Genomic DNA, 19,508 nt, shown 5'->3' with positions numbered 1-19,508 from the left:
GGCGCTGTTGCGACGCGGGTCATGAGGCGGCGTTTCAGGCCGGCAGCGGAACCTTGATTTCGACGTTCAAGCCATCTTCGCGAAAATCGCGCCTGATTGTGCCACGCAATTCGCGTGTGACATTGAGATCGATCAGTCTGGTGCCAAAACCGCTCTTTGCCGGTGTCTCGAGCTTCTTCTGACCGGCCTCACGCCAGTTGAGAGCCAATGTCCGGGCGCCGCCGCGGCCTTCGAGCGACCAGTCGACCTTCAGCGCACCGACTGAATTGCCGGCCTCGCCATGCTTCAGCGCATTCGTCGCCAGTTCATGAAAGACGAGGCCGAGTGCCTGCGTCGTCTTTTCGTCGAGAAGAACCTCCGGTCCCGACAACAGCCCTTCAGGAAGCTCGCTGCCGAACACCTGGCCAAGCTCGATGCGCAGCAGGTCGCCGAGATCGGCTTTCTGCCAGCGTGAGCGCGTCAACATGTCCTGGGAAGCCGCCATCGCCTGCAGCCGGGCCGAGAAAGACGTCGAGAATTCCTGGACGTCGGCGGTGTGCGATGCTGTCTGGCGCGCGATTGCCAGCACCCGCGTGATCGAGTTCTTGATGCGATGCTTCATCTCCTGCAGCATCAGGTCTTTTTCCAGCAGGCTCTTTTCGGTCGTTTCGTGAAGCAGCGAGACCGCCTCATAGGCCCGCTCCTGATAGCGGGCCACCAGCGCAATGGCGCCGGCAAGCAGCAGCCCGAACAATCCGAGCATCACCGGGATGGCGCGCGAGGAAGGTTGCGAGAAAGCACTTGTCGGCCTGAACAGGACGACCCACTGCCGGCCGGCGACCGTGATCTTGCGGGTGACCAGCAGCCTGTCGCCGAGGCTCGAAACAGGCGGCGTTTCCGACTGGAACAGCAGGTTGTCGCTGTCCACCGTGCCGTCATAGATCTCGGTGTTGACCGGCAGCAATGGTGCCCGGCTGAGCGCAGCCTGGAACAGGTCACGGGCGCGGAAGGCCGCATAAAGGAAGCCGGCAGTCGAGGATCTCGACGCGTTTACGGCGTCCGGCGCGGTTTCCACATTGAGCCGGACGAAGACGAGGAACCCGGCAAAGGTCTGCGCGGCACCCGTATCCTTGCCGAGCTGCACGAGCCCGCTGGCATGCTGCTGGTCGTCGGCCATCGCCTTTTCGATCGCCTCACGCTGCACCGGCCCGGCAAACATGTCGTAGCCGATGCTGGATTTATTGGACGGATCCAGCGGTTCGAACAGCACGATGGGCGTACGCCACGGCAAGTTCGTGTCGGGATAGATCGGATGGCTTGCGCCGTGATCGTGCAGGATATCGCGCTCGACCGCCGCCTCGTTTCCCGTCTTCGCCAGGCGGAGGAAGCCGATGCCGCGCAGGCCAGCGAAATTATTGTCGATGTCGAGCGCTTTGAAGAAAGCCTTGAACTCGCCTTGCGAGATACCGCCATTGCGCGCGTCGAACAGCGCCCGGGTTGAGCGCAGCAGCGACAGGTCCAGGTCGATGCGGCTTTCAATCCGGTTAAGCGCGTCGTCGGCCGTCGCCTCGAATTTTATGCGGGCCGCCTCCTGGGTGGCAAAATAGGCAAAACCCGCCATCGTCAGGCTGATCAGCGCGACGGCGATAAAAGCGACGGTCGGAAAAAGCTTCTTCAATTGCTGATACGTCCCGTGGACGGTTCGGCATCTTTATGGGCAAGTCCCGACGCCAACACAATGGCGAGGCCAAAGCATGGTGACGGCTGGCATATTTTGGCGGCTTGTGATTAGCCGGCTAATTCTCATTCATGCGGCGATCTTCAGGGCGCCCGGCCCCGGAATGGCGCCGGGTGGGCACTTGCCGAGGATGATCATGCCGAGCACTTCGTCCTGGGTGACGTCGGTCGTGCGTGCCGTGCCGACAACCCGACCGTTCTTCATGACGCAGACACGGTCGGCAAGCTCGAACACGTCATGGATGTCGTGGCTGATCAGGAAGATGCCGATGCCGTCGGCCTTGAGCTGCCTGACCAGTTCGCCGACCTGTGCCGTCTCCTGCGGCCCGAGTGCCGCCGTCGGCTCGTCCATGATCAGGATGCGGGCGTTGAACAGGATGGCGCGGGCGATCGCAACCGACTGCCGCTGGCCCCCCGAGAGCTTTACCACCGGCTCCTTGAAGCGTTGGAAACGCGGATTAAGCCTACCCATCACCTTGCGCGCCTCAGCCTCCATGGCGACGTCGTCGAGCGTACCCCAGGCGGTCATCAACTCGCGGCCGAGAAACAGGTTGGCGGCCGCATCGACATTGTCGGCCAGCGCCAGCGTCTGGTAGATCGTCTCGATGCCGTACTTCTTGGCGTCGCGGGGGTTGGAGATCGAAGCCTCCTCGCCGTTGACGAAAATCTGGCCCGCATCGCGCTTGTAGGCGCCGGACAGGATTTTTATCAACGTCGATTTGCCGGCACCGTTATGGCCGAGCAAAGCCATCACCTCGCCCGGGAAAAGATCGACCGAGGCATCGTCGACGGCGCGAATGCCGCCGAAGGCGATCGAAATGTTGCGCATGTCGATCAGCGGCGTGGGAGCGGTCTTGTCTGCCATGCTTGTTCTTCCTCCCTATAGATCCTGCTTGAGCATGATCTTGTCCGAAAGCCGGTTTCCACCTTGCGGGATCATGCTCAGACCCGTTTGCGATAGACGGTATCGAGCCACACCGCGACCACCAGCACGGCGCCGACAACAATGCTCTGCAGCGGCGAATCGATGCCGAGTAGCACCATGCCGGATTGCAGCGACTGCATCAAAAGCGCGCCGAGCATGGCGCCGAGCACGGTGCCGGAGCCGCCGGCGAGCGACGTGCCGCCGATCACCGCCGCCGCGATAACCAGGAGCTCGTCCAGCGTGCCCAGCGCATTGGTCGACGAGTTCTGCCTGGCTGACGAGATCGCTGCGGCGATCGTCGCCAGCACGCCCATGATCATGAACACCTTCATGGTCACCCAGCGCGTGTTGATACCGGCAAGGTTGGCTGCTTCCGGATTGCCGCCGATGGCGAAGACATAGCGGCCGAAACGGGTACGCTTGGCGATGAAGGTCATGATCAGCCCTACGGCTACAGCCATCAGCACGGGTATGGCGATGCCATGGGCGATGAACAACCCGCCTTCGGGAACGGTTATATTGTTGGCCGCCGCATATCTGTTCACGATGCCGACCGGCCAAGGATAGGAATTGGCGAGCCATATGGCGCCCATGATGACAAGGCAAGTGACGGCCCCGAGGAACGTCTCGGCCCAGATCGGGCGTAACGGGAAGCGGAACCGCTTGCGCTGCACCCGCCCGTTGAGCAGCATGAACACAACCGCAAGGCATGCGACAATTCCGACGATCCAGCTCCATCGCGCGCCGATCGAACCCGCCGGTCCGCCGCCCATCAGCTGGAAAGTGGCATCAAGCGGCGCAATCGTCTGCCCACTGGCGACCCACCATGCGGCACCCCGCCAGACCAGAAGGCCGCCCAGCGTCACGATGAAGGCCGGCACCTCGAGATAAGCGATGATGTATCCCTGGAACGCTCCGATCAGAAGGCCAAGCGCCAGGCCGATGGCCAGCGCCACGATCCAGATCCAGGGGTTGCCTAATTGCAGACCGACCATTCGCACCAGGAAATGCACCTGCGCAAAGCCCATGACCACGCCGATCAGGCCTTCGGCGGAGCCGACCGACAGGTCGATATTGCGCATGACGATAACCAGCACCATTCCGGCGGCCATTATGGCCACGGCGGAAGTCTGCACCGACAGGTTCCAGAGATTGCGTGGCGTCAGGAAGGTCCGGCTGTCGAACTCGAACGGATTGACGCCGAGCCGTACGCTAGAAACGACATGCAGGCCGACCCAGATGACCAGCAGCGCGCCGACCATGCCGAGCATGCGCGTGTCGAGTTCGGTTGCCTTGAGAAATCGGGCAACGATGCCGAGCTCGGATTCCCGCGCCCGGTCTGCGGTCGAGCTGTCGACCGGCGTGTTGGAAGTCGTGTCGGTCATTATGTTTCTCCCGCCGGGTTGCCGTCTGCCGCGGATGCCGGAAGCAGCCTAGAAGTTATCCGCCGGAAGCGGAAAAACAACTCTTGTTGAAAAAACGCCGCGGCGAGCGGCCGCGGCGTTCGGACTTCTCGGAAACGTCGGGTCAGTTGCAGACCGCAACAGTGCCCGCCGCCACACCCGCGCAGACCTCTTCTTTCTTGATCCAGCCGGCATCGATGACGACGTTGAGGTTATCTTTGGTGATGGCGACCGGGGTCAGGAACAGGGATTTTACGGTGTTGCCGCCGGGCGTGGTGAAATCCTTCACGCCGGCAATGTCGGTCATCTGCTTGCCGTCGGCCAGTTGCGAGGCGATCTCGGCGGCGTTCTTGCCGAGCTCGCGCGCATCCTTCCACACCGACACGGTCTGCGTGCCGAGCGCGATGCGGTTCAGCGCGGCGTGGTCGCCGTCCTGGCCCGAAACCGGAACAGATCCGGCCAGCCCTTGCGCCGTCAATGCGGCGACGACGCCGCCGGCAGTACCGTCATTGGCCGCGACCACTGCATCGACCTTGTTGTCGTTCGCGGTCAGGAACTGTTCCATGTTCTTCTGGGCGTTGGCCGGCAGCCAGCCGTCGGTATAGGCCTCGCCGACATTCTTGATCTTGCCGCTGTCTATTGCGTCCTTCAGTACTTCCATCGAACCGGCAAACAGGAAATCGGCATTCGGATCGGCGCCCGAGCCCTTGATGAAGACGTAGTTGCCTTCCGGTTTCACCTTGAACACTTCGCGGGCCTGCATGCGGCCGACTTCCTTGTTGTCGAAGGTCAGGTAGAAGACGTCCTTGTTCTCGATCAGCCGGTCGTAGCCGACAACCGGAATACCTTCGTCCAGCGCCTTTTGCACGGCCGGCCCGATGGCCGAGGCGTCCTGCGCCAGGATGATCAGTGCGTTTGCGCCCTGCGAGATCAGGCTCTCGACGTCGGTGAGCTGCTTGCCGGGGTTGGACTGTGCGTCGGCGGAAATATACTTCTCGCCGGCGGCCTCGATGGCCGCCTTCATTGCGGCCTCGTCGGTCTTCCAGCGCTCTTCCTGGAAGTTCGACCAGGAAACGCCGATGACCTTGTCTTTAGCCTGCGCCACCGACGCCAGCGCCAGCGTCATGGCGACACCCGCCAGAATGGCGGTCGTGAATTTCTTCATCATATCCTCCCTGCGCCGCGTACGGCGTGACCATTGGCCCAAAGACCAGCTTAGAGGCCCCTAATTTTTTCGAGCCTCGAAAAAATACTGGCCCGATCTCCGGCTGCTGTCAACATCGATTCTGATGGATTTTGATGAGTCTGAGAGTTTTTTCGAGCGTCGGAATAAACGATGACAGCGCCACCTGCATCTGACACTATTTGCCTGCATCCGACACTATTTGTCGGACATTACCGACGGCTTCCGGTTCATGAGCGGCCGCGGCAACCGGGAGGAAAGCAAAACGATGTCGGTCGGAATCCGCCATGACGATTTGCGCCGGCGCAACCGGGCGATGGTGATCTCGGCAGTCCGCCGGGTTGGCCAGCCATCGCGTACGGAGATCGCCGCAGCCACCGGCCTCAGCCATTCGACCATATCGGCGATCTCCTCCGACCTGATACGGGAAGGCATCCTCGCCGAGAGCAAGGCAAGCGAGCCCGTTTCGTTGAAACGCGGTCGTCCGCAGGTCGGCCTCGCCCTCAACCCGGAAGCGGCGGCGGTGCTGACCGTGGTGTTGTCGCTCAACTTCCTGTCGGCCGCCATCATCGACTATGCGGGACACGTCGTAGCCGAGGAACAGCGCCGGCTGGACACGCTGACCATGCCGCGCGACGAGCTGATCCGCGAATGCATGGCCGTCGTCCGGCGCCGGCTGGAGGATCCAGACCTTGACGTCCGCAGTGTCGCCCGCATCGCCCTGGCGATTCAGGGCATTACCGACTCCCCTGCACGCGCCATGCTGTGGTCGCCGATCACGCCGCAGACGGACATCGCCTTTGCCGATATGCTGGAAGATCAATTCGGCATCCCGGCCACGGTGGAGAACGACTGCAATATGATGGCGGTGGCTTTGCGCTGGCGCGATCCGGATCGCTATCGCGACGACTTCATCGCCATCCTGCTTTCGCACGGCATCGGCATGGGGCTGGTGTTGAAGGGCGAGCTGTTCACCGGCACGCATTCCTCCGGCGGCGAGTTTGGCCACATGATCCATCGTCCGGGCGGCGCGCTCTGCCGATGCGGGCGGCGCGGCTGCATCGAGGCCTATGCCGGCAACTACGCCATCTGGCGCAACGCCAGGCAGATGAGCGAAGACAGCGAACCCATCGCCGACGTCAGCGACGCCGACATGCGCGCGCTGGCGGCCCGGGCGCGCGAGAAGGATGGGCCGGAACGCGAGGCCTACCGCAAGGCCGGCGAGGCGCTGGGTTTCGGTCTCGGCTCGCTGTTCGCGCTGATCGATCCGGCACCGGTCGCGATGGTCGGCGCCAGTGCCGCCGCCTTCGATCTGATCGAGCCGGCCTTGCGCCAGGCCATCGCCCAGACCGCCGGCGGCCAGCATTCGGGTTCGATCTCCTTCGATACCGAGCCGAACGAATTGCCGCTGATCCGCGAAGGCTGTGCGATGCGGGCGTTAAGCTTCGTCGACCAGGAGATTTTCGCGCCGGGCGCGCAAATGAGGCCCCGCGTCAGAAAGAACGTGGCCTGACCCGGCGGATCAATCTTCCCTGATCGCGTAGCCGGCACCGCGGATGGTGCGGATGACATCAGGCATGCGGCCGTTGTTGACGGCTTTGCGCAGCCGGCCGACATGCACGTCGACGGTGCGTTCGTCGATATAGATCGTCTCGCCCCAGACATTATCGAGCAACTGGCTGCGCGAGAAGACGCGGCCCGGATGCCGCATCATGAACTCGAGCAACCGGAATTCGGTCGGCCCGAGCCTGATTTCGCTCTTCTTGCGATAGACCCTGTGCGATTCGCGATCGAGCACGATGTCGCCGACCTTCAGCACGCTTGACAACACTTCCGGCTTGGCGCGCCGCAGCAGCGCCTTGACCCTGGCCATGAATTCCGGTGTCGAAAATGGTTTGACCAGATAGTCGTCGGCGCCGGTCGAAAGACCGCGCACCCGGTCGCTCTCCTCGCCGCGCGCGGTCAGCATGATGATCGGCAGCCGCTCGGTTTCGGGGCGCACCCGCAACCGGCGGCAGAGCTCGATGCCGGAAACCGCTGGTATCATCCAGTCGAGCACCAGAAGATCGGGCACATTCTCCTGCAAACGGATCTCGGCTTCGTCGCCGCGTGTCACCACCTCGACCTGGTAGCCTTCGGATTCGAGATTGTAGCGGAGCAGCACACCCAACGGCTCCTCGTCCTCCACCACCATTATGCGTGGTGCGATCATCGGCTGGGCACCCCCATTATGTCACCGGCGCGGACATTGTCGTTTCGTCCTGCTTCGGACGATTGACCGGCAATTGCTCGCCGGTCAGCACATAATACGCATTTTCGGCGATGTTGGTGACATGGTCGCCGATCCGCTCCAGATTCTTGGCGCAGAACAGCAGATGCGTGCAAGCGGTGATGTTGCGCGGATCTTCCATCATGTAGGTCAACAGCTCGCGGAACACGGACGTGTATTTGACGTCGATGCGCTCGTCTGCGGCACGCAGCTTGGCCAACGCGGCCGCATCGCCTGCGGCATATTCCTCAATGACGCCCTGCACCTGGATGAGCACCAGCTGCGCCATCGCGTCGATGGAATGCGACAGGTCGCGCGGCGTGACGCTGAGGCCGACCGCACTCACACGCTTGGCGATGTTCTTGGCAAGGTCGCCGATGCGTTCGAGGTCGCCGGCCATACGGATCGCTCCGACGACATGGCGAAGATCGTGGGCCATCGGCTGGCGTTTGGCGATCAGGGTGATGGCGCGATCGTCCAGTTCGCGTTGACGCGCATCCATGATGGCGTCGTCGGAAACGACGCGTTGCGCCAGCACGTTGTCGGAATTCAACAGGGCCTTGGTCGCCCCGCCGACCATCGAACCGGCGAGGTCGGCCATGTCGCGGATCAGCTTGCTGATCTGCTCGAGATCCTCGTCGAAAGAAGCGACTGTGTGTTCGCCCATGGTCCTGTCCTCATATGCATGATCGGAACGGCTCAGCCGAAGCGGCCGGTGATGTAGTCCTGCGTGCGCTTCTCGCGGGGCGACGTGAAGATCTTCTCGGTCCGGTCGAACTCGACCAGCTCACCCAGATACATGAAGGCGGTCTGGCGCGACACGCGCGCCGCCTGCTGCATGTTGTGAGTGACGATGACGATCGTGTAGTCGGCTTGCAATTCGTCGATCAGTTCCTCGATCTTGGCCGTCGACAACGGGTCGAGCGCCGAAGCCGGTTCGTCGAGCAGAATGACTTCCGGCTTCACGGCCACGGTGCGGGCGATACAGAGCCGCTGCTGCTGGCCGCCGGACAGGCTCAAGCCACTGGCGTTGAGCTTGTCCTTGACCTCGCTCCACAGCGCGGCGCGCTTCAACGCCTGTTCGACGCGGCCGTCCATCTCGGACTTGCCGAGATTCTCGTAGAGCCTGACGCCGAAGGCGATGTTCTCGTAGATCGACATCGGGAACGGCGTCGGCTTCTGGAACACCATGCCGATCTTGGTGCGCAGCAGATTGAGATCCTGCGACCGGTCGAGAATATTCTTGCCGTCGAGCAGCACCTGGCCCTCGGCTGTCTGTTTCGGGTAGAGCTCATAGATGCGGTTGAACACACGCAGCAGCGTCGATTTCCCGCAGCCCGAAGGCCCAATGAAGGCCGTGACACTGCGCTCGGGCAGCGACAGGCTAATGTCCTTCAGCGCCTTGCTCTGGCCGTAGTAGAAGTTGAGGTTCTTGACCTCGATCTTCGTCTTCTCGGCGACCGTTTCGGTCATCGTCATGTCCGGGGACAACATCTGTGTCATCTGTCCTCTCTGCGTCCGGTAAGGCTGCGGGCGAGGATGCTCAAGCCCAGAACCGTCAGGGTGATTATGAGTGCGCCGGTCCACGCCAGCTGCTGCCATTCCTCGTAAGGGCTGAGAGCGAACTGGAAGATGGTCACCGGCAGGCTGGCCATCGGCGCGTTGATATTGCTGCTCCAGAACTGGTTGTTGAGCGCGGTGAAGAGCAGCGGCGCCGTCTCGCCGGAAATGCGTGCTATCGCCAGCAATATACCGGTGACGATGCCGGACAATGCGGCGCGATAGGCGACCGAACGGATCACCACCCAGCGCGGCGCGCCGATCGCGGCACCGGCTTCACGCAACGCGTTCGGTACCAGGTTGAGCATGTCTTCAGTGGTGCGCACGACCACCGGAATGACCAGGATGGCAAGCGCCACGGCGCCGGCAATGGCCGAGAAATGTCCCATTGGCCGCACCATCAGCTCATAGACGAACAAGCCGATGATGATCGACGGCGCCGACAACAGGATGTCGTTGATGAAGCGGACGACGGTGGTGATGCGCGAAAAGCGTCCATACTCGGCCATGTAGGTTCCCGCCAGCACGCCGATCGGCGTGCCGACGACAACGGCGATGATCGTCATCAGCAGGCTGCCCGCGATGGCATTGAGCAGGCCGCCGGCCTCGCCGGGTGGTGGCGTCATCTCGGTGAAGACCGCGAGCGAAAGCCCGGCCGTACCCTTATAGACCAGCGCGCCGAGGATGAGCGCCAGCCAGGCAAGCCCGATGCCGGCGGCGACGACGCAAAGCGCCATCATCACCGAATTCCTGGCTTTGCGGCGGCTGTGGAGCGATGAGGATGTCGACATCGGTCAGGCTCCCGTACGGGCGTCGATCCGCATCAGCATATAGCGGGCGGCGGCAAGGATCAGGAAGGTGATGACGAACAGGATCAGGCCGAGCGAAACCAGCGAGGAGGTGTAGAGGTCGCCGTCGGCCTCCGTGAATTCATTGGCGATGGTCGCCGAGATCGTCGTGCCCGGCGCGAACAGAGAGGCACTGATGCGGTGCGCGTTGCCGATGACGAAGGTCACCGCCATGGTCTCGCCGAGCGCCCGGCCGAGGCCAAGCATGACGCCGCCCATGATGCCGATGCGGGTATAGGGAATGACCACGCGCCGGGTCACTTCCCAAGTCGTGCAACCGATGCCGTAGGCCGATTCCTTGAGCACCGCCGGCACTGTATCGAAGACGTCCTTGGTGATCGAGGTGATGAAGGGCAACACCATGATGGCGAGGATCAGCGCCGAGGTCAGAAGGCCGATGCCGTAAGGAGGGCCGGCAAAAAGGCTGGATAGTCCCGGCACGCCGTGGAAGATGTTGATGATGAAGGGCTGTATCGTCGTCTGCAGGAACGGCGCGAACACGAACAGGCCCCAGATACCATAGATGATCGACGGAATGCCGGCCAATAGCTCGACCGCTATGCCGATCGGGCGCCTGAGCGGGCGCGGGCAGAGCTCGGTGAGAAACACGGCAATGCCGATGCCGATCGGAACCGCGATCAGGATGGCGATGGCCGCCGTTACCAGGGTGCCGTAGATCGGCGCCAGTGCGCCAAATTTTTCCGTGACCGGATTCCAGCTCTCAGTCGTCAGGAAAGAAAAACCGAAGGACGACAGCGCCTGCCATGAGCCGGCAAACAGCGAGATCGCGACACCGCCGAGGATGACCAGCACCAGAATTGCGGAAGCGCGGGTGAGTCCGCGGAATATGGCATCTGTGAGCGCGAAGCGCCGGACCGTAGCTTCCCTCGCCCGGGCTGCTGCAGATGATGGCATGGCATCGGAAGCGATGGTCATTGGGTCCTCGCGATTGAAGGCAACAGGGAGGGCGCCGTCGACGCCCTCCCTGAAGGACATTACATAGCCGAGTAGAGCGGCTTGCCGTCGCTGCCGACGACTTCCTTGGCCCACATGGCCTTGACGCTCTCGACCACCTTGTCGGGCATCGGAACGTAGTCCAGCTCGCCGGCCATCTCGTCGCCCTTGTCATATGCCCAGGCGAAGAATTTAAGGGCTTCGGCGGTGGTCGCGGCGTCGTCCGGCTTCTTGTACAGGAGTATCCACGTCGCCGCCGTCATCGGCCAGGACTCGGCGCCCGGCTCGTTGGCGAGGATGACGCCATAGCCCGGCTGCGAGCTCCAGTCGGCATTGGCCGCTGCCGCCGAGAACGCCGCCGCGGCAGGCTCGACCTTCTTGCCGTCCTTGTTGATCATGTCGGTGTGGGTGAGCTTGTTCTGCTTGGCATAGGCGTATTCGACATAGCCGATCGCGCCGCCGGTCTGGGAGACGTTGTTGGCAACGCCCTCATTGCCCTTGGCGCCGATGCCAACGGGCCATTCCACGGCCTTGTCGACGCCGACCTTTTCTTTCCAGTCCGCGCTGACGTCGCCGAGGTAGTATGTGAAGTTGAACGTCGTGCCCGAACCATCGGAACGGTGAACGACCGCTATCGCTTGCGAAGGCAGCTTGACGTCGGGATTGAGCTTCTTGATCGCCTCGTCATCCCAGCTCGTGATCTTGCCGAGGAAGATGTCGGCCAGCGTCGGGCCGTCGAGAACCAACTCGCCCGGCTTGATGCCTTCGAGGTTGACGACGGGAACGATGCCGCCCATCACCATCGGGAACTGAGCCAGTCCGGACGCTTCAAGCTCTTCGCCTTTGAGCGGCGCATCCGAAGCGCCGAAGGTGACGGTCTTGGCCTTGATCTGCTTGATGCCGCCGCCGGAACCGATCGACTGGTAGTTAAGGCCAACGCCTGTGTCTTTCTTGTAGGTGTCGGCCCACTTCGCATAGATCGGGTAGGGGAAGGTGGCGCCGGCGCCGGAGATGTCCGCGGCGAGCGCGGCGGACAGGGTGAGGGTGGTCGTCGCCGCAGCCATTGCAATCGCAACGGCCGCCGAGCGGATGAAATGTCTCATGTGGCCTGCTCCTGTTCGGAATATGGTCTCTCGGCGCCATTCCTCCGGCGCCCGCTGAGGCCAATAGCCCCCGATTATTACAGTCGCATGACAGTTTCATGTCGCTCCGGTAACGTCGTCCAGCCGGGTTAAGAAGGAGCGGCCGCGGCCTTTGTCGGCATGGGCCGCGGTTTGCCGCTGGAATCAGCAGCTTGCGTGAATTCCGGCCGGCATCGTCTGCTCGGCGATCGCAGCAACCGGCTTTAAAAGAAAAAAACCGGACGGGAGCGCGTTGCATGCAGCCAGAACGTGTCATGGCCGAGCCATCGCCGAAACAGGTCCGTTGGGGTAAATCTGACCCTGTTTCTTGCCGGCGGTCGCTGCTCCCGCCCGTAACTGGAGGAGCGGAACTTCGAATATCCCATTGTCGCCACTGAGCGCGGCTTTGGTATGGTGCGATCGCACCATGGCTTTACGCTGGAAGCGTTGACGAATCGAGCAGGGCTTCGACTGGAAGTGCGACGACTTCTACTTCACCCTATCTACTCCCTCCGCACTATTCCGCCGGTTGTCGGTTAGGCCGAAGCAGCGTTATAAGCTTGCAGGGGTGTTGCTGATGTTTCGACGGATTCTGCCTGTCTTCCTGTGCCTGGCGCTGCCTCTGGGAAGCGGCTGCGCGCGCAGCTATGACGGCACTGTGATCATTCCCAAGCCGCTCGATGTTCGCCGGTTCTGGGACCGGCCTTCGCCGCAGGCGCAAACCGAACAGTCGCAGTTGGAGACCGACGTCTTTCCAGTGGCGCCGCAAACGCCGAAAAGGCCGGCGGTGCGCAGGAGCGCAGCTTCCGTTGCAGCGCCACGGAGGAGGGTCGCCAACAATCCGCCCATGCTGTCATCGCAGCCGGCGAAGCCGCTCACCTGCAGGAATGTCAGCGAGCCCGGCAAACGGGCCCGCATGGTCTGCGAATAACCAGCCGATATCGGTCGATGCGCACGGCTCCAGGCCTTGAAGCGGCTATTCGGCCAGCCGTTCGCCGTTTCGCCCGCCTAGGTCAGTCCGCCGGGAAAAAGGCCGGGCCGACCACTCTCACTGGCCGCGCTCCGATCGCCCTTTCGATCGACTGATGCTGGGCAGCCCCTTGCACCTCGGCAGCCGGCGTTTTGGCCCCTGAGGGAGCGGCACCGGCGGCTTCGATCCCGGACTCAGGAATTTCCGCGACGACATCAAAATCCGGCTTTGCCGTCGGCAACGGAATGATGGCGTTGGTCATGTTGGCCGGTGTCACGGTTCGTGCCCTGAGTTCGGCGACGCGCCGGTAATAGCGCTTGACGTCACAGGCCTTGAAGTTCGCGTCGTCGCGGTACCGGAACGCGGCAGGTAGCTCCACATAGGGCTTTCCCGACTCGAGCGCGATCATCTCTTCGGTCTCGCGAGTGGCGTCGCTCAGCGTATAGAGGTCGACGCCGGCATCGTCGCAGATATAGCGGCACTGATCGACCGTTTCCTTCAGATCGTCGCTCTTGGCGAACTGCGATTTTGGCGCGGGGAAGAAATATCCGTCCGACAAGCGAACGCAAAACAGCATCCGATTGCCGCCAATTGTTGCGCCTGCGGACTGGGTTTTGGGTGCTGTGCGCTGCTGCGCCGGCTGTTTCTTGGCAGCGGGGGCGGCGCAACCCAGCGCGACAAACCTGGCCTTCAATCCGGACGTGTCCCTGCCCGAATTCGACAGTCTGGCGATCTGCCGTTGCACCTCCGCCTTGCTGGCGACCAGGTCGGCGCAAGGGTTGAAGAAGAAGCCGGCCGTTTTCGCCGTGCATCGGCGCTGTCTCTCCAGCCTTTGAATCGCGGCGAGTTGCCGGCGCAGTTGGGCAAGCTCGGGGCTGGTCCCGGCGCCGCGCCCCGCCGAAAGCAATTGGCTCCTGATGGCGCCGCAGCTATCCGCATAGGAGGAGGACGTACCGAGCGCAACGGCTATTGCCAACACCAGCATCAAAATCGTGAGAGGCCAGAAGCGTGTCATTGGAACGACCATTATCCTTGTTGCGCCGAGAACAAGATTTCTTTGTCGACTATGGATAAGTACTGGCTAAATCAGTTTTATCTAATTAAAGTAGACCACGCCGCCGCCAGAGACTTTAGTTCTAGTGTATTATATCCACTGACGTAAATTCAATATTACATTTTTATTTCAAGATTGAGACGAACCGGCAGCAACGCCGGCGGACGCCCGCCACGGCGAAGTTTGATGCGCGCGGCTGGTTCCGCAGCGCGATCAATCCGGCGTTACCGGCCGGCCGTTGCTGAAACCTTAGCCCCAAGTTCGGCGTTGAACGGCCAAAGGAGGAGACCGCAAATGTCGATCCACTTCACTGTCGCGGACCTGACCAGGAATCTGTTCCATTCACTTGGGTTGGACCATGAACGCGCACCGAGGCCACTCGACCACGAGCAGAGGCTTTTGCTGGAGTGCTATCTCGCCGGCCAGATACCGGAATCGGCCTGGAGCGACTATGTCTTCGAGATGCCGGAACTGGCGCGACATGTCGAGGCCAGACGAAGCCGCCACTAAAGCGCATCGCGATCGATCGGGCCTCATGCGACGCGCTTAGGTTCTTGTTTTATGCATGTCGTTGTCGCAAAACCGCTGCACACTTTTGCGCGACATGCACTAGATCCCGAAAAGTGGAATCCGGTTGTCGGAAAAGATCAAGGCGAAGCCTGCACTCGCGTTGCAGGCTGTTTTTGTTTGGGCGAGTTGAATTGCAGAGTGAACACCTTGCCCGGGATGCCTTCAGCCAGCGCCGGTGAAAGGCTCAACGGCAGGCAATGGTCCACGGCCGCAATCGCCGCATCGACAAAAGCCTGCCGTGCCTTCTCGTCGCCGGCCACGCGGATGGCGGTCGGCTTGGGCCGGCCGATCAGCGTGCCATTGCGCCTGAAGCTGAAGCTCAGGGTGACGGTGGAATTCCCGGCATTCGCCGGCGGGGTCCAGCACGCCTGGATGGCAGCCCCGACCTCGGGCATGGTGTTGAGCGTCGCTGCATTCGATTGACCGGCTGCACCCGCCAGCATGGCGCCTGCAATCACCACCATTCCAGCAATGCTTTTCATGACAGGGCCTCTGTCCTTGAACCGCCCTCGAGGACGTGACTAACTTCGATGGTAGGGCCGACATCGGTGATGACAAGATGGCGGCAACGCGCTTCATCAGCCATGCAGGCGTCGTGAAGCGCCGTCAGCCGCAACTTCGGCAGGCTGCAACAAGCAAAAGGCCGGCGAGTAGCCGACCTTTGCTTTCCATCCGCGCCAGTACATCCGTGGTCGCGGGCTGGAGGTAAATACCAGTAGAAAGGGTTTCGGTTAACGAAACCTTAAGCTCCCCACATCGTGCAAACAGGGGAGAGCAAAAAAGAATTACCCCAGATCATTACCGGCTCCTGCAGAACGTGCGCACAATCGCCGGCCTGCAGGTGCCTCAGGCGTTGGCCTGCGACCGCACATAGGCGATATAGCCGCGTACATCGCCGGCCGGCTCGGCATAGGCCTTGCCGAGCTTCTTCTCGATCGCCGCCATATAGTCTTTTGCCCATTGGGGCAGCGCATAGTCGATGACGGCGAGGAATTCGAGCGTCGCCGCCAGGCGGATGTCGGCGATCGACGGGTTCTTGCCGCCGATGAACGGCTTGCCGTTCCTGAAGAAGCTGTGAAACACCTCCAGCGGCTCGGCTATCGCTTCTATAGCGGCCTTTTGGGCTTCCGACTTCTTGTCGGGATGAGCGTCGCTGTGGCCGACCTCGCCGGCATATTGCGGGAAATTCAGTGCAGGATAAGTGGCGCGCGCCACGTAGGGGTAGAGCGTCCCGATCAGGTAGAACATGGCACTGTCGATCATTGCCCGCTTGGCCGGCGCCTTGGGATATAGTTTCTCCAGCCCGTGCTTGTTGGCGAGGTACTGCATGATGGCGCAGCTTTCCCACAAGACACCTCTCGGCAGGCCCTTGTCCTCGATCATCGGCGTCAAATGGGCCGGGTTTCGCGCCATATATTCGGGCGAGCGCGTATGGCCCCATACGTCGGTCTCGGAATGGTCGAGCCCGGCGGCGCGTGCAAACACCCGAACGCTCATATTGTTGACGCTCGGCTTCAGCATGCTGAGCATCAGCGCCGGCTTTTTCGCCGGTTTCGCCTTGGCCTTCGCGGCCTTTTTGGCGGAGACCTTTGCCGCCGGCTTTGCCACTTTCGCCGCTGACTTGACGGCAGCTTTGGCCGCCGGCTTCGCTCCTGGCTTGGCTGCCTTGGCGGCGGGCTTTTTCGCACTCTTCGTTGCTGTCTTTGCCATTATGTCCTCCCTTTGTTTGGCGTGTCGTCAGTATGGATTTTTCGGTGCGCGATCCTCCGACAAGGTTGCGCGCGAGCGCTCGACAAGCGCTTGGATCGCGTCGGCAAGGTGCACTTCGGCGATGTTGTAGTCGCCGCGCGCGAGGCGGATCTTGTGCGCCTGCATCAGCACGTCGGCATGGGTGAAGCCCGCCGGCGGCTCGAAACGGTAGGAGGCGAGCTCAATCAGCAGGCCGAGCGGATCCTCGAAATAGATCGAGTCCATGAAGCCGCGATCCTTGACGCCGCTGTGCTTGATGGCGCGCTCGTCGAGCCGGGCGACCGCCTGCAAAAAGGTGACGCGCGACACCGCAAACGCGATGTGATGGACGCAGCCCGTATCGGTCGGCGTGCGCCGCTTGACCGGCGTGCGGCTTTCGTCGGTGAAGACGGTGATCAGCCGGCCGTCGCCCGGATCGAAATAGAGATGGCTTTCGCTGGCTTTGTCGAGATTGGGCTGCTCGAAGATGAAGGGCATGCCGAGCACGCCTTCCCAGAAATCGATGGAAGTCTGGCGCCCGGCGCCGACCAGCGTGATGTGATGGACGCCTTGCGATTGCAGTTTTTGCATTGCCTTCCTCCCGGCCACGCCGTCTTGCCGCCGAACGGAAGTTCGGATGCCCAGTCGCGCTTGGATCAGCGCCCGGCATGTGACCACGCCCGGCCTCGCCTGCGCTCCGCATTCCGCATCCTGCAGGAGTGCGGCCGGAGCTTTGATGAACGGATGCTAATTCAATCCGAGGCGTTGCGCCAGAAGCGCTGAGTTTCAAGAACTCCACGCAGGCACCAAGAGCGGCACCGGGATCGCGGACGCCTTCGCCGAGCTCGCCGAAACGATCCGTCGCCGGCAGCTGTAATGGTGCGGTAGCCCGCAGGTCGCTGGGTTTCCCGAGCGGCCGGTTTGGCGACGGCAGGTCAAAGGGGCCTCGTTGACGCATGCCGCGCCTGGTTCGGATTACGAGCATCCGCGGCCCTTAGATGAAAATCACATATTCTTCATCGGCACGTCGGGATCGACATGTCCCCCATCGGCAGTGATCTTCAGCCTTGAGAGGTAGTGCTCCCATCCCCTTCGGTGGCTGTCACGCTCCTTTGCGTTCGGCAGTCCGCTGTGCGTGAAGCGGATCAGTGTCCCCGCATCCCTCGCGATCAGGTCGATCTCGACATGGCTGGAGCCGGGCGGCACGGTCTCGTTGTCTTCCCAACCAAAACTGTAGGCAAGACGGTGGACCGGGATCACCTCGGTGAACTCACCGCGCGCCATATGGCGACCACCGACATTGACGAGGAACAGACCGCCCGGCGATGCATCCAAATTCGCTTCGGTCCCGATCCATCGCACGATCTGGTCCGGATCCGTCAAAAGCGCGAACACGGTCGCTTGTGGCGCGGCGACCTCAATCTCTGTGTAAACCGATTCCGCCATCGCTCACTCCAGGTCACATCCACTCCGAATGCCGTGCATGATTGAAGCGAATGTGGGGAGTTGCAAGAAGATGTTCGAGGCGTAAGCATAAGCCGGTGCCGAGTGACCTTCTACCGATGCTTCTCGCAAACTCGCTTTCATTCCTTCTGGACGACGCCGCGCATATTGGCGACGGTGGGCGACTTCTATTGCAGCTCTCAACGCATTTGATGGAAGACGGCTTGCCGATCATCGCCGGCGCGCTGGCGCAGGACGCTCCCGACCCGATCATTTCACGCCGCATCTGGCTCTGGCGAGCGCCTGGGGGTGAAGTGGTCGAGGCTTTGGGGATAGGCGCCGACCGCCAGAATGCCGATCCCCGGCTCGTGCTGCGGGAGTGGCTTGGCACGACGCGGGCGATCGTGTTCGACGAGCGAGCGGGCGGTGTCGCACCGACTTTGGTGTGGGCGTTCGATCATACTCCAGATGAGGCGCAGTCAGAGCTGCTGCGGCAAATCTCCCGGTTTGCTGCGGCTCCGATGACCGCACTCGCAGAACGGTCCGCGAAACGCGCATTGCTCGAAGCATATTTGGGAAAGCGCAGTGCAGCACATGTGCTCAACGGTCATTCTCGTCGAGTAAAGGGAGAGACGATACGGGCTGCGCTTCTGTGCGCGGACCTTCGAGGTTTCACCGATCTATCCGAGGTTCATGATGCAGACGAGATCGTATTGGTACTTGATGCCTGGTTCGATTGCGTCGCCGGCGCGGTGCACGCATTTGGTGGTGAGGTTCTCAAGTTTATAGGTGATGGCGTCCTCGCGATTTTCCCGATTGGCGAGCGCGATGCAAATGCCGCATGTGACGCTGCGGTACGCGCCGTGAAGGCCACGCGCGCCGGGATAGATCATCTCAACCAAACTCGGCGCCGCAATGGCGGCCCTGAGCTCGGATATGGCATTGGTCTGCATGTCGGCGAGATACTCTGGGGGAATATCGGCACTGCCGGCAGGTTGGACTTCACCGCGATCGGCAAGGCTGTAAATCTTGTCAGCCGCATCGAAGGGCTGTGCAAGCCGTTGGGACGGACGGTGCTCGCGTCGACAGTGTTCGAGGCAGAAACTACCGAGCCGATGATCGCCATGGGCAGTCATCCGCTCGGAGGAATAGCAGGCGCGCAAACACTTTTCGGCTTGCCGGAATAGATCGAATGATTGAGCGCGCCGTGGATGTGTCGTTCGCAGCATATCTTGGTATCGTGCGAAGCCATGACTGAGAGAAATTCGAACGGCAAAGAAGCTACAATACTGCAACTGGAGTATGGCGCGTTTAGAGCCCAGCCATGCGCGTCGCGCGCAGCTTCGCTGGCCGGTGCTAAGGGCCGAGTATTCCCGGCATCCACCCTTCGAGGGAGAGGCGCCTTCGCCGAGCTCGCCAAAACGATCCGCCGCCGGCAGCTGTAGCTCAGGTCGGCTCCAGGCAGTGCCGACCAGCGTGATGGACGCCTTGCGATTGTAGTTTCTGTCTCTGGCTCCTCCCCGCGTGGCATCGACTGCCCTCCGCTGCGCCAGGAGCGGCAATGAGCCAAACCCGCCGCGACCCAAGGCGATGGATCGGATTGATGGTTTGCCGAGAGCTTGGAGAGACTTGGTACGCCCAAGGGGAATCGAACCCCTGTTCCCGCCGTGAGAGGGCGGTGTCCTGACCGCTAGACGATGGGCGCGTTCAAGAACCGGCGATATAGGCTGACGGCTGGCAAAAAGCAACTAGGCTTAAGGCAGC

At 61.8% G+C, this 19,508-nt stretch carries 19 protein-coding genes and 1 tRNA gene; 4 read left to right on the top strand and 16 right to left on the bottom strand.

The genetic code is table 11. From position 1 onward, the window contains the following. Window positions 1–34: 34 nt before the first annotated feature. The 4 genes from NKH23_RS22080 to xylF all read right to left on the bottom strand — a co-directional run bounded on the left by NKH23_RS22080 (window position 35) and on the right by xylF (window position 5,209). Window positions 35–1,657, bottom strand: coding sequence for a CHASE domain-containing protein (locus tag NKH23_RS22080; protein WP_352714283.1), 1,623 nt, complete (start codon window positions 1,655–1,657; stop codon window positions 35–37). Between the two features lie 129 nt (window positions 1,658–1,786). After that, window positions 1,787–2,581 carry an ATP-binding cassette domain-containing protein gene (locus tag NKH23_RS22075; protein WP_352910054.1) on the bottom strand — a complete coding sequence of 265 codons (795 nt, stop codon included), beginning with the start codon at window positions 2,579–2,581 and terminating at the stop codon, window positions 1,787–1,789. Between the two features lie 77 nt (window positions 2,582–2,658). After that, window positions 2,659–4,026, bottom strand: a complete 1,368-nt coding sequence (locus NKH23_RS22070; protein WP_352910052.1) for a sugar ABC transporter permease — start codon at window positions 4,024–4,026, stop codon at window positions 2,659–2,661. Window positions 4,027–4,168: 142 nt separating this feature from the next. After that, a complete protein-coding gene (gene xylF / locus NKH23_RS22065; protein WP_353035327.1) occupies window positions 4,169–5,209 on the bottom strand; it encodes a D-xylose ABC transporter substrate-binding protein in 1,041 nt (346 codons plus the stop codon). Window positions 5,210–5,495: 286 nt separating this feature from the next. Between xylF and NKH23_RS22060 the strand changes: the two genes are divergently transcribed. Further along, entirely contained in the window at window positions 5,496–6,740 is a 1,245-nt protein-coding gene (locus tag NKH23_RS22060; RefSeq protein WP_352910050.1) for an ROK family protein, read from the top strand. Between the two features lie 9 nt (window positions 6,741–6,749). Here the strand turns inward: NKH23_RS22060 and phoB are convergent, their stop codons facing one another. Genes phoB through pstS form a run of 6 tightly spaced genes read right to left on the bottom strand, consistent with a single transcriptional unit; the run spans window position 6,750 to window position 11,961 of the window. Further along, entirely contained in the window at window positions 6,750–7,439 is a 690-nt protein-coding gene (phoB, locus tag NKH23_RS22055; RefSeq protein ID WP_031212149.1) for a phosphate regulon transcriptional regulator PhoB, read from the bottom strand. Between the two features lie 16 nt (window positions 7,440–7,455). Continuing rightward, complete coding sequence (phoU, locus tag NKH23_RS22050) at window positions 7,456–8,163, bottom strand: phosphate signaling complex protein PhoU (protein WP_254816572.1); 708 nt, start codon at window positions 8,161–8,163, stop codon at window positions 7,456–7,458. Window positions 8,164–8,195: 32 nt separating this feature from the next. Beyond that, window positions 8,196–8,999: a phosphate ABC transporter ATP-binding protein PstB gene (pstB, locus tag NKH23_RS22045; RefSeq protein ID WP_292655560.1), complete on the bottom strand. Its 804-nt coding sequence runs from the start codon at window positions 8,997–8,999 to the stop codon at window positions 8,196–8,198. Further along, window positions 8,996–9,847 (bottom strand): phosphate ABC transporter permease PstA, encoded by an 852-nt coding sequence (gene pstA / locus NKH23_RS22040; RefSeq protein ID WP_023678532.1) that lies wholly within the window; start codon window positions 9,845–9,847, stop codon window positions 8,996–8,998. Before pstA ends, pstB begins: the two co-directional genes overlap by 4 nt. 3 nt (window positions 9,848–9,850) lie before the next feature. Then, on the bottom strand, window positions 9,851–10,840 hold the full coding sequence (gene pstC / locus NKH23_RS22035) for a phosphate ABC transporter permease subunit PstC (RefSeq protein ID WP_352451142.1): 990 nt from the start codon (window positions 10,838–10,840) through the stop codon (window positions 9,851–9,853). A 59-nt stretch (window positions 10,841–10,899) separates the two neighbouring features. After that, window positions 10,900–11,961, bottom strand: a complete 1,062-nt coding sequence (pstS, locus tag NKH23_RS22030) for a phosphate ABC transporter substrate-binding protein PstS (RefSeq protein ID WP_352517601.1) — start codon at window positions 11,959–11,961, stop codon at window positions 10,900–10,902. Window positions 11,962–12,556: 595 nt separating this feature from the next. On the opposite strand from pstS, the gene NKH23_RS22025 reads away from it, so the two are divergent. Beyond that, on the top strand, window positions 12,557–12,910 hold the full coding sequence (locus NKH23_RS22025) for a hypothetical protein (protein ID WP_352910045.1): 354 nt from the start codon (window positions 12,557–12,559) through the stop codon (window positions 12,908–12,910). Between the two features lie 82 nt (window positions 12,911–12,992). On the opposite strand, the gene NKH23_RS22020 is transcribed toward NKH23_RS22025, so the two are convergent. Continuing rightward, window positions 12,993–13,964 (bottom strand): DUF2865 domain-containing protein, encoded by a 972-nt coding sequence (locus NKH23_RS22020; protein ID WP_352910042.1) that lies wholly within the window; start codon window positions 13,962–13,964, stop codon window positions 12,993–12,995. Between the two features lie 333 nt (window positions 13,965–14,297). Between NKH23_RS22020 and NKH23_RS22015 the strand changes: the two genes are divergently transcribed. Beyond that, on the top strand, window positions 14,298–14,513 hold the full coding sequence (locus NKH23_RS22015) for a hypothetical protein (protein ID WP_352468942.1): 216 nt from the start codon (window positions 14,298–14,300) through the stop codon (window positions 14,511–14,513). 137 nt (window positions 14,514–14,650) lie between these two features. Here NKH23_RS22015 and tolA read toward each other — a convergent pair whose 3' ends face one another. The 4 genes from tolA to NKH23_RS21995 all read right to left on the bottom strand — a co-directional run bounded on the left by tolA (window position 14,651) and on the right by NKH23_RS21995 (window position 17,747). Continuing rightward, on the bottom strand, window positions 14,651–15,055 hold the full coding sequence (gene tolA / locus NKH23_RS22010; RefSeq protein WP_352489333.1) for a cell envelope integrity protein TolA: 405 nt from the start codon (window positions 15,053–15,055) through the stop codon (window positions 14,651–14,653). A gap of 364 nt (window positions 15,056–15,419) precedes the next feature. Further along, window positions 15,420–16,283, bottom strand: coding sequence for a glutathione S-transferase family protein (locus NKH23_RS22005; RefSeq protein ID WP_352714298.1), 864 nt, complete (start codon window positions 16,281–16,283; stop codon window positions 15,420–15,422). A gap of 27 nt (window positions 16,284–16,310) precedes the next feature. Next, window positions 16,311–16,892 (bottom strand): VOC family protein, encoded by a 582-nt coding sequence (locus tag NKH23_RS22000; protein ID WP_292655582.1) that lies wholly within the window; start codon window positions 16,890–16,892, stop codon window positions 16,311–16,313. Between the two features lie 414 nt (window positions 16,893–17,306). After that, window positions 17,307–17,747: an SRPBCC family protein gene (locus NKH23_RS21995; protein WP_023678521.1), complete on the bottom strand. Its 441-nt coding sequence runs from the start codon at window positions 17,745–17,747 to the stop codon at window positions 17,307–17,309. Window positions 17,748–17,863: 116 nt separating this feature from the next. Between NKH23_RS21995 and NKH23_RS21990 the strand changes: the two genes are divergently transcribed. Further along, a complete protein-coding gene (locus tag NKH23_RS21990; RefSeq protein ID WP_352476187.1) occupies window positions 17,864–18,931 on the top strand; it encodes an adenylate/guanylate cyclase domain-containing protein in 1,068 nt (355 codons plus the stop codon). 443 nt (window positions 18,932–19,374) lie between these two features. Here the strand turns inward: NKH23_RS21990 and NKH23_RS21985 are convergent. After that, window positions 19,375–19,449, bottom strand: a tRNA-Glu gene (locus NKH23_RS21985). Window positions 19,450–19,508 lie beyond the last annotated feature (59 nt).

The sequence above is a fragment of the Mesorhizobium sp. M1328 genome (assembly GCF_040318075.1).
GTDB lineage: Bacteria > Pseudomonadota > Alphaproteobacteria > Rhizobiales > Rhizobiaceae > Mesorhizobium.
This window is presented reverse-complemented; position numbering and strand designations above follow the sequence as displayed.

Coding starts and splice junctions, on each gene's coding strand:
- NKH23_RS22075 (WP_352910054.1), bottom strand. CDS start 2,581: ATGGCAGACAAGACCGCTCCCACGCCGCTGATCGACATGCGCAACATT.
- NKH23_RS22070 (WP_352910052.1), bottom strand. CDS start 4,026: ATGACCGACACGACTTCCAACACGCCGGTCGACAGCTCGACCGCAGAC.
- xylF (WP_353035327.1), bottom strand. CDS start 5,209: ATGAAGAAATTCACGACCGCCATTCTGGCGGGTGTCGCCATGACGCTG.
- NKH23_RS22060 (WP_352910050.1), top strand. CDS start 5,496: ATGTCGGTCGGAATCCGCCATGACGATTTGCGCCGGCGCAACCGGGCG.
- phoB (WP_031212149.1), bottom strand. CDS start 7,439: ATGATCGCACCACGCATAATGGTGGTGGAGGACGAGGAGCCGTTGGGT.
- phoU (WP_254816572.1), bottom strand. CDS start 8,163: ATGGGCGAACACACAGTCGCTTCTTTCGACGAGGATCTCGAGCAGATC.
- pstB (WP_292655560.1), bottom strand. CDS start 8,999: ATGACACAGATGTTGTCCCCGGACATGACGATGACCGAAACGGTCGCC.
- pstA (WP_023678532.1), bottom strand. CDS start 9,847: ATGTCGACATCCTCATCGCTCCACAGCCGCCGCAAAGCCAGGAATTCG.
- pstC (WP_352451142.1), bottom strand. CDS start 10,840: ATGACCATCGCTTCCGATGCCATGCCATCATCTGCAGCAGCCCGGGCG.
- pstS (WP_352517601.1), bottom strand. CDS start 11,961: ATGAGACATTTCATCCGCTCGGCGGCCGTTGCGATTGCAATGGCTGCG.
- NKH23_RS22025 (WP_352910045.1), top strand. CDS start 12,557: ATGTTTCGACGGATTCTGCCTGTCTTCCTGTGCCTGGCGCTGCCTCTG.
- NKH23_RS22020 (WP_352910042.1), bottom strand. CDS start 13,964: ATGACACGCTTCTGGCCTCTCACGATTTTGATGCTGGTGTTGGCAATA.
- NKH23_RS22015 (WP_352468942.1), top strand. CDS start 14,298: ATGTCGATCCACTTCACTGTCGCGGACCTGACCAGGAATCTGTTCCAT.
- tolA (WP_352489333.1), bottom strand. CDS start 15,055: ATGAAAAGCATTGCTGGAATGGTGGTGATTGCAGGCGCCATGCTGGCG.
- NKH23_RS22005 (WP_352714298.1), bottom strand. CDS start 16,283: ATGGCAAAGACAGCAACGAAGAGTGCGAAAAAGCCCGCCGCCAAGGCA.
- NKH23_RS22000 (WP_292655582.1), bottom strand. CDS start 16,892: ATGCAAAAACTGCAATCGCAAGGCGTCCATCACATCACGCTGGTCGGC.
- NKH23_RS21995 (WP_023678521.1), bottom strand. CDS start 17,747: ATGGCGGAATCGGTTTACACAGAGATTGAGGTCGCCGCGCCACAAGCG.
- NKH23_RS21990 (WP_352476187.1), top strand. CDS start 17,864: ATGCTTCTCGCAAACTCGCTTTCATTCCTTCTGGACGACGCCGCGCAT.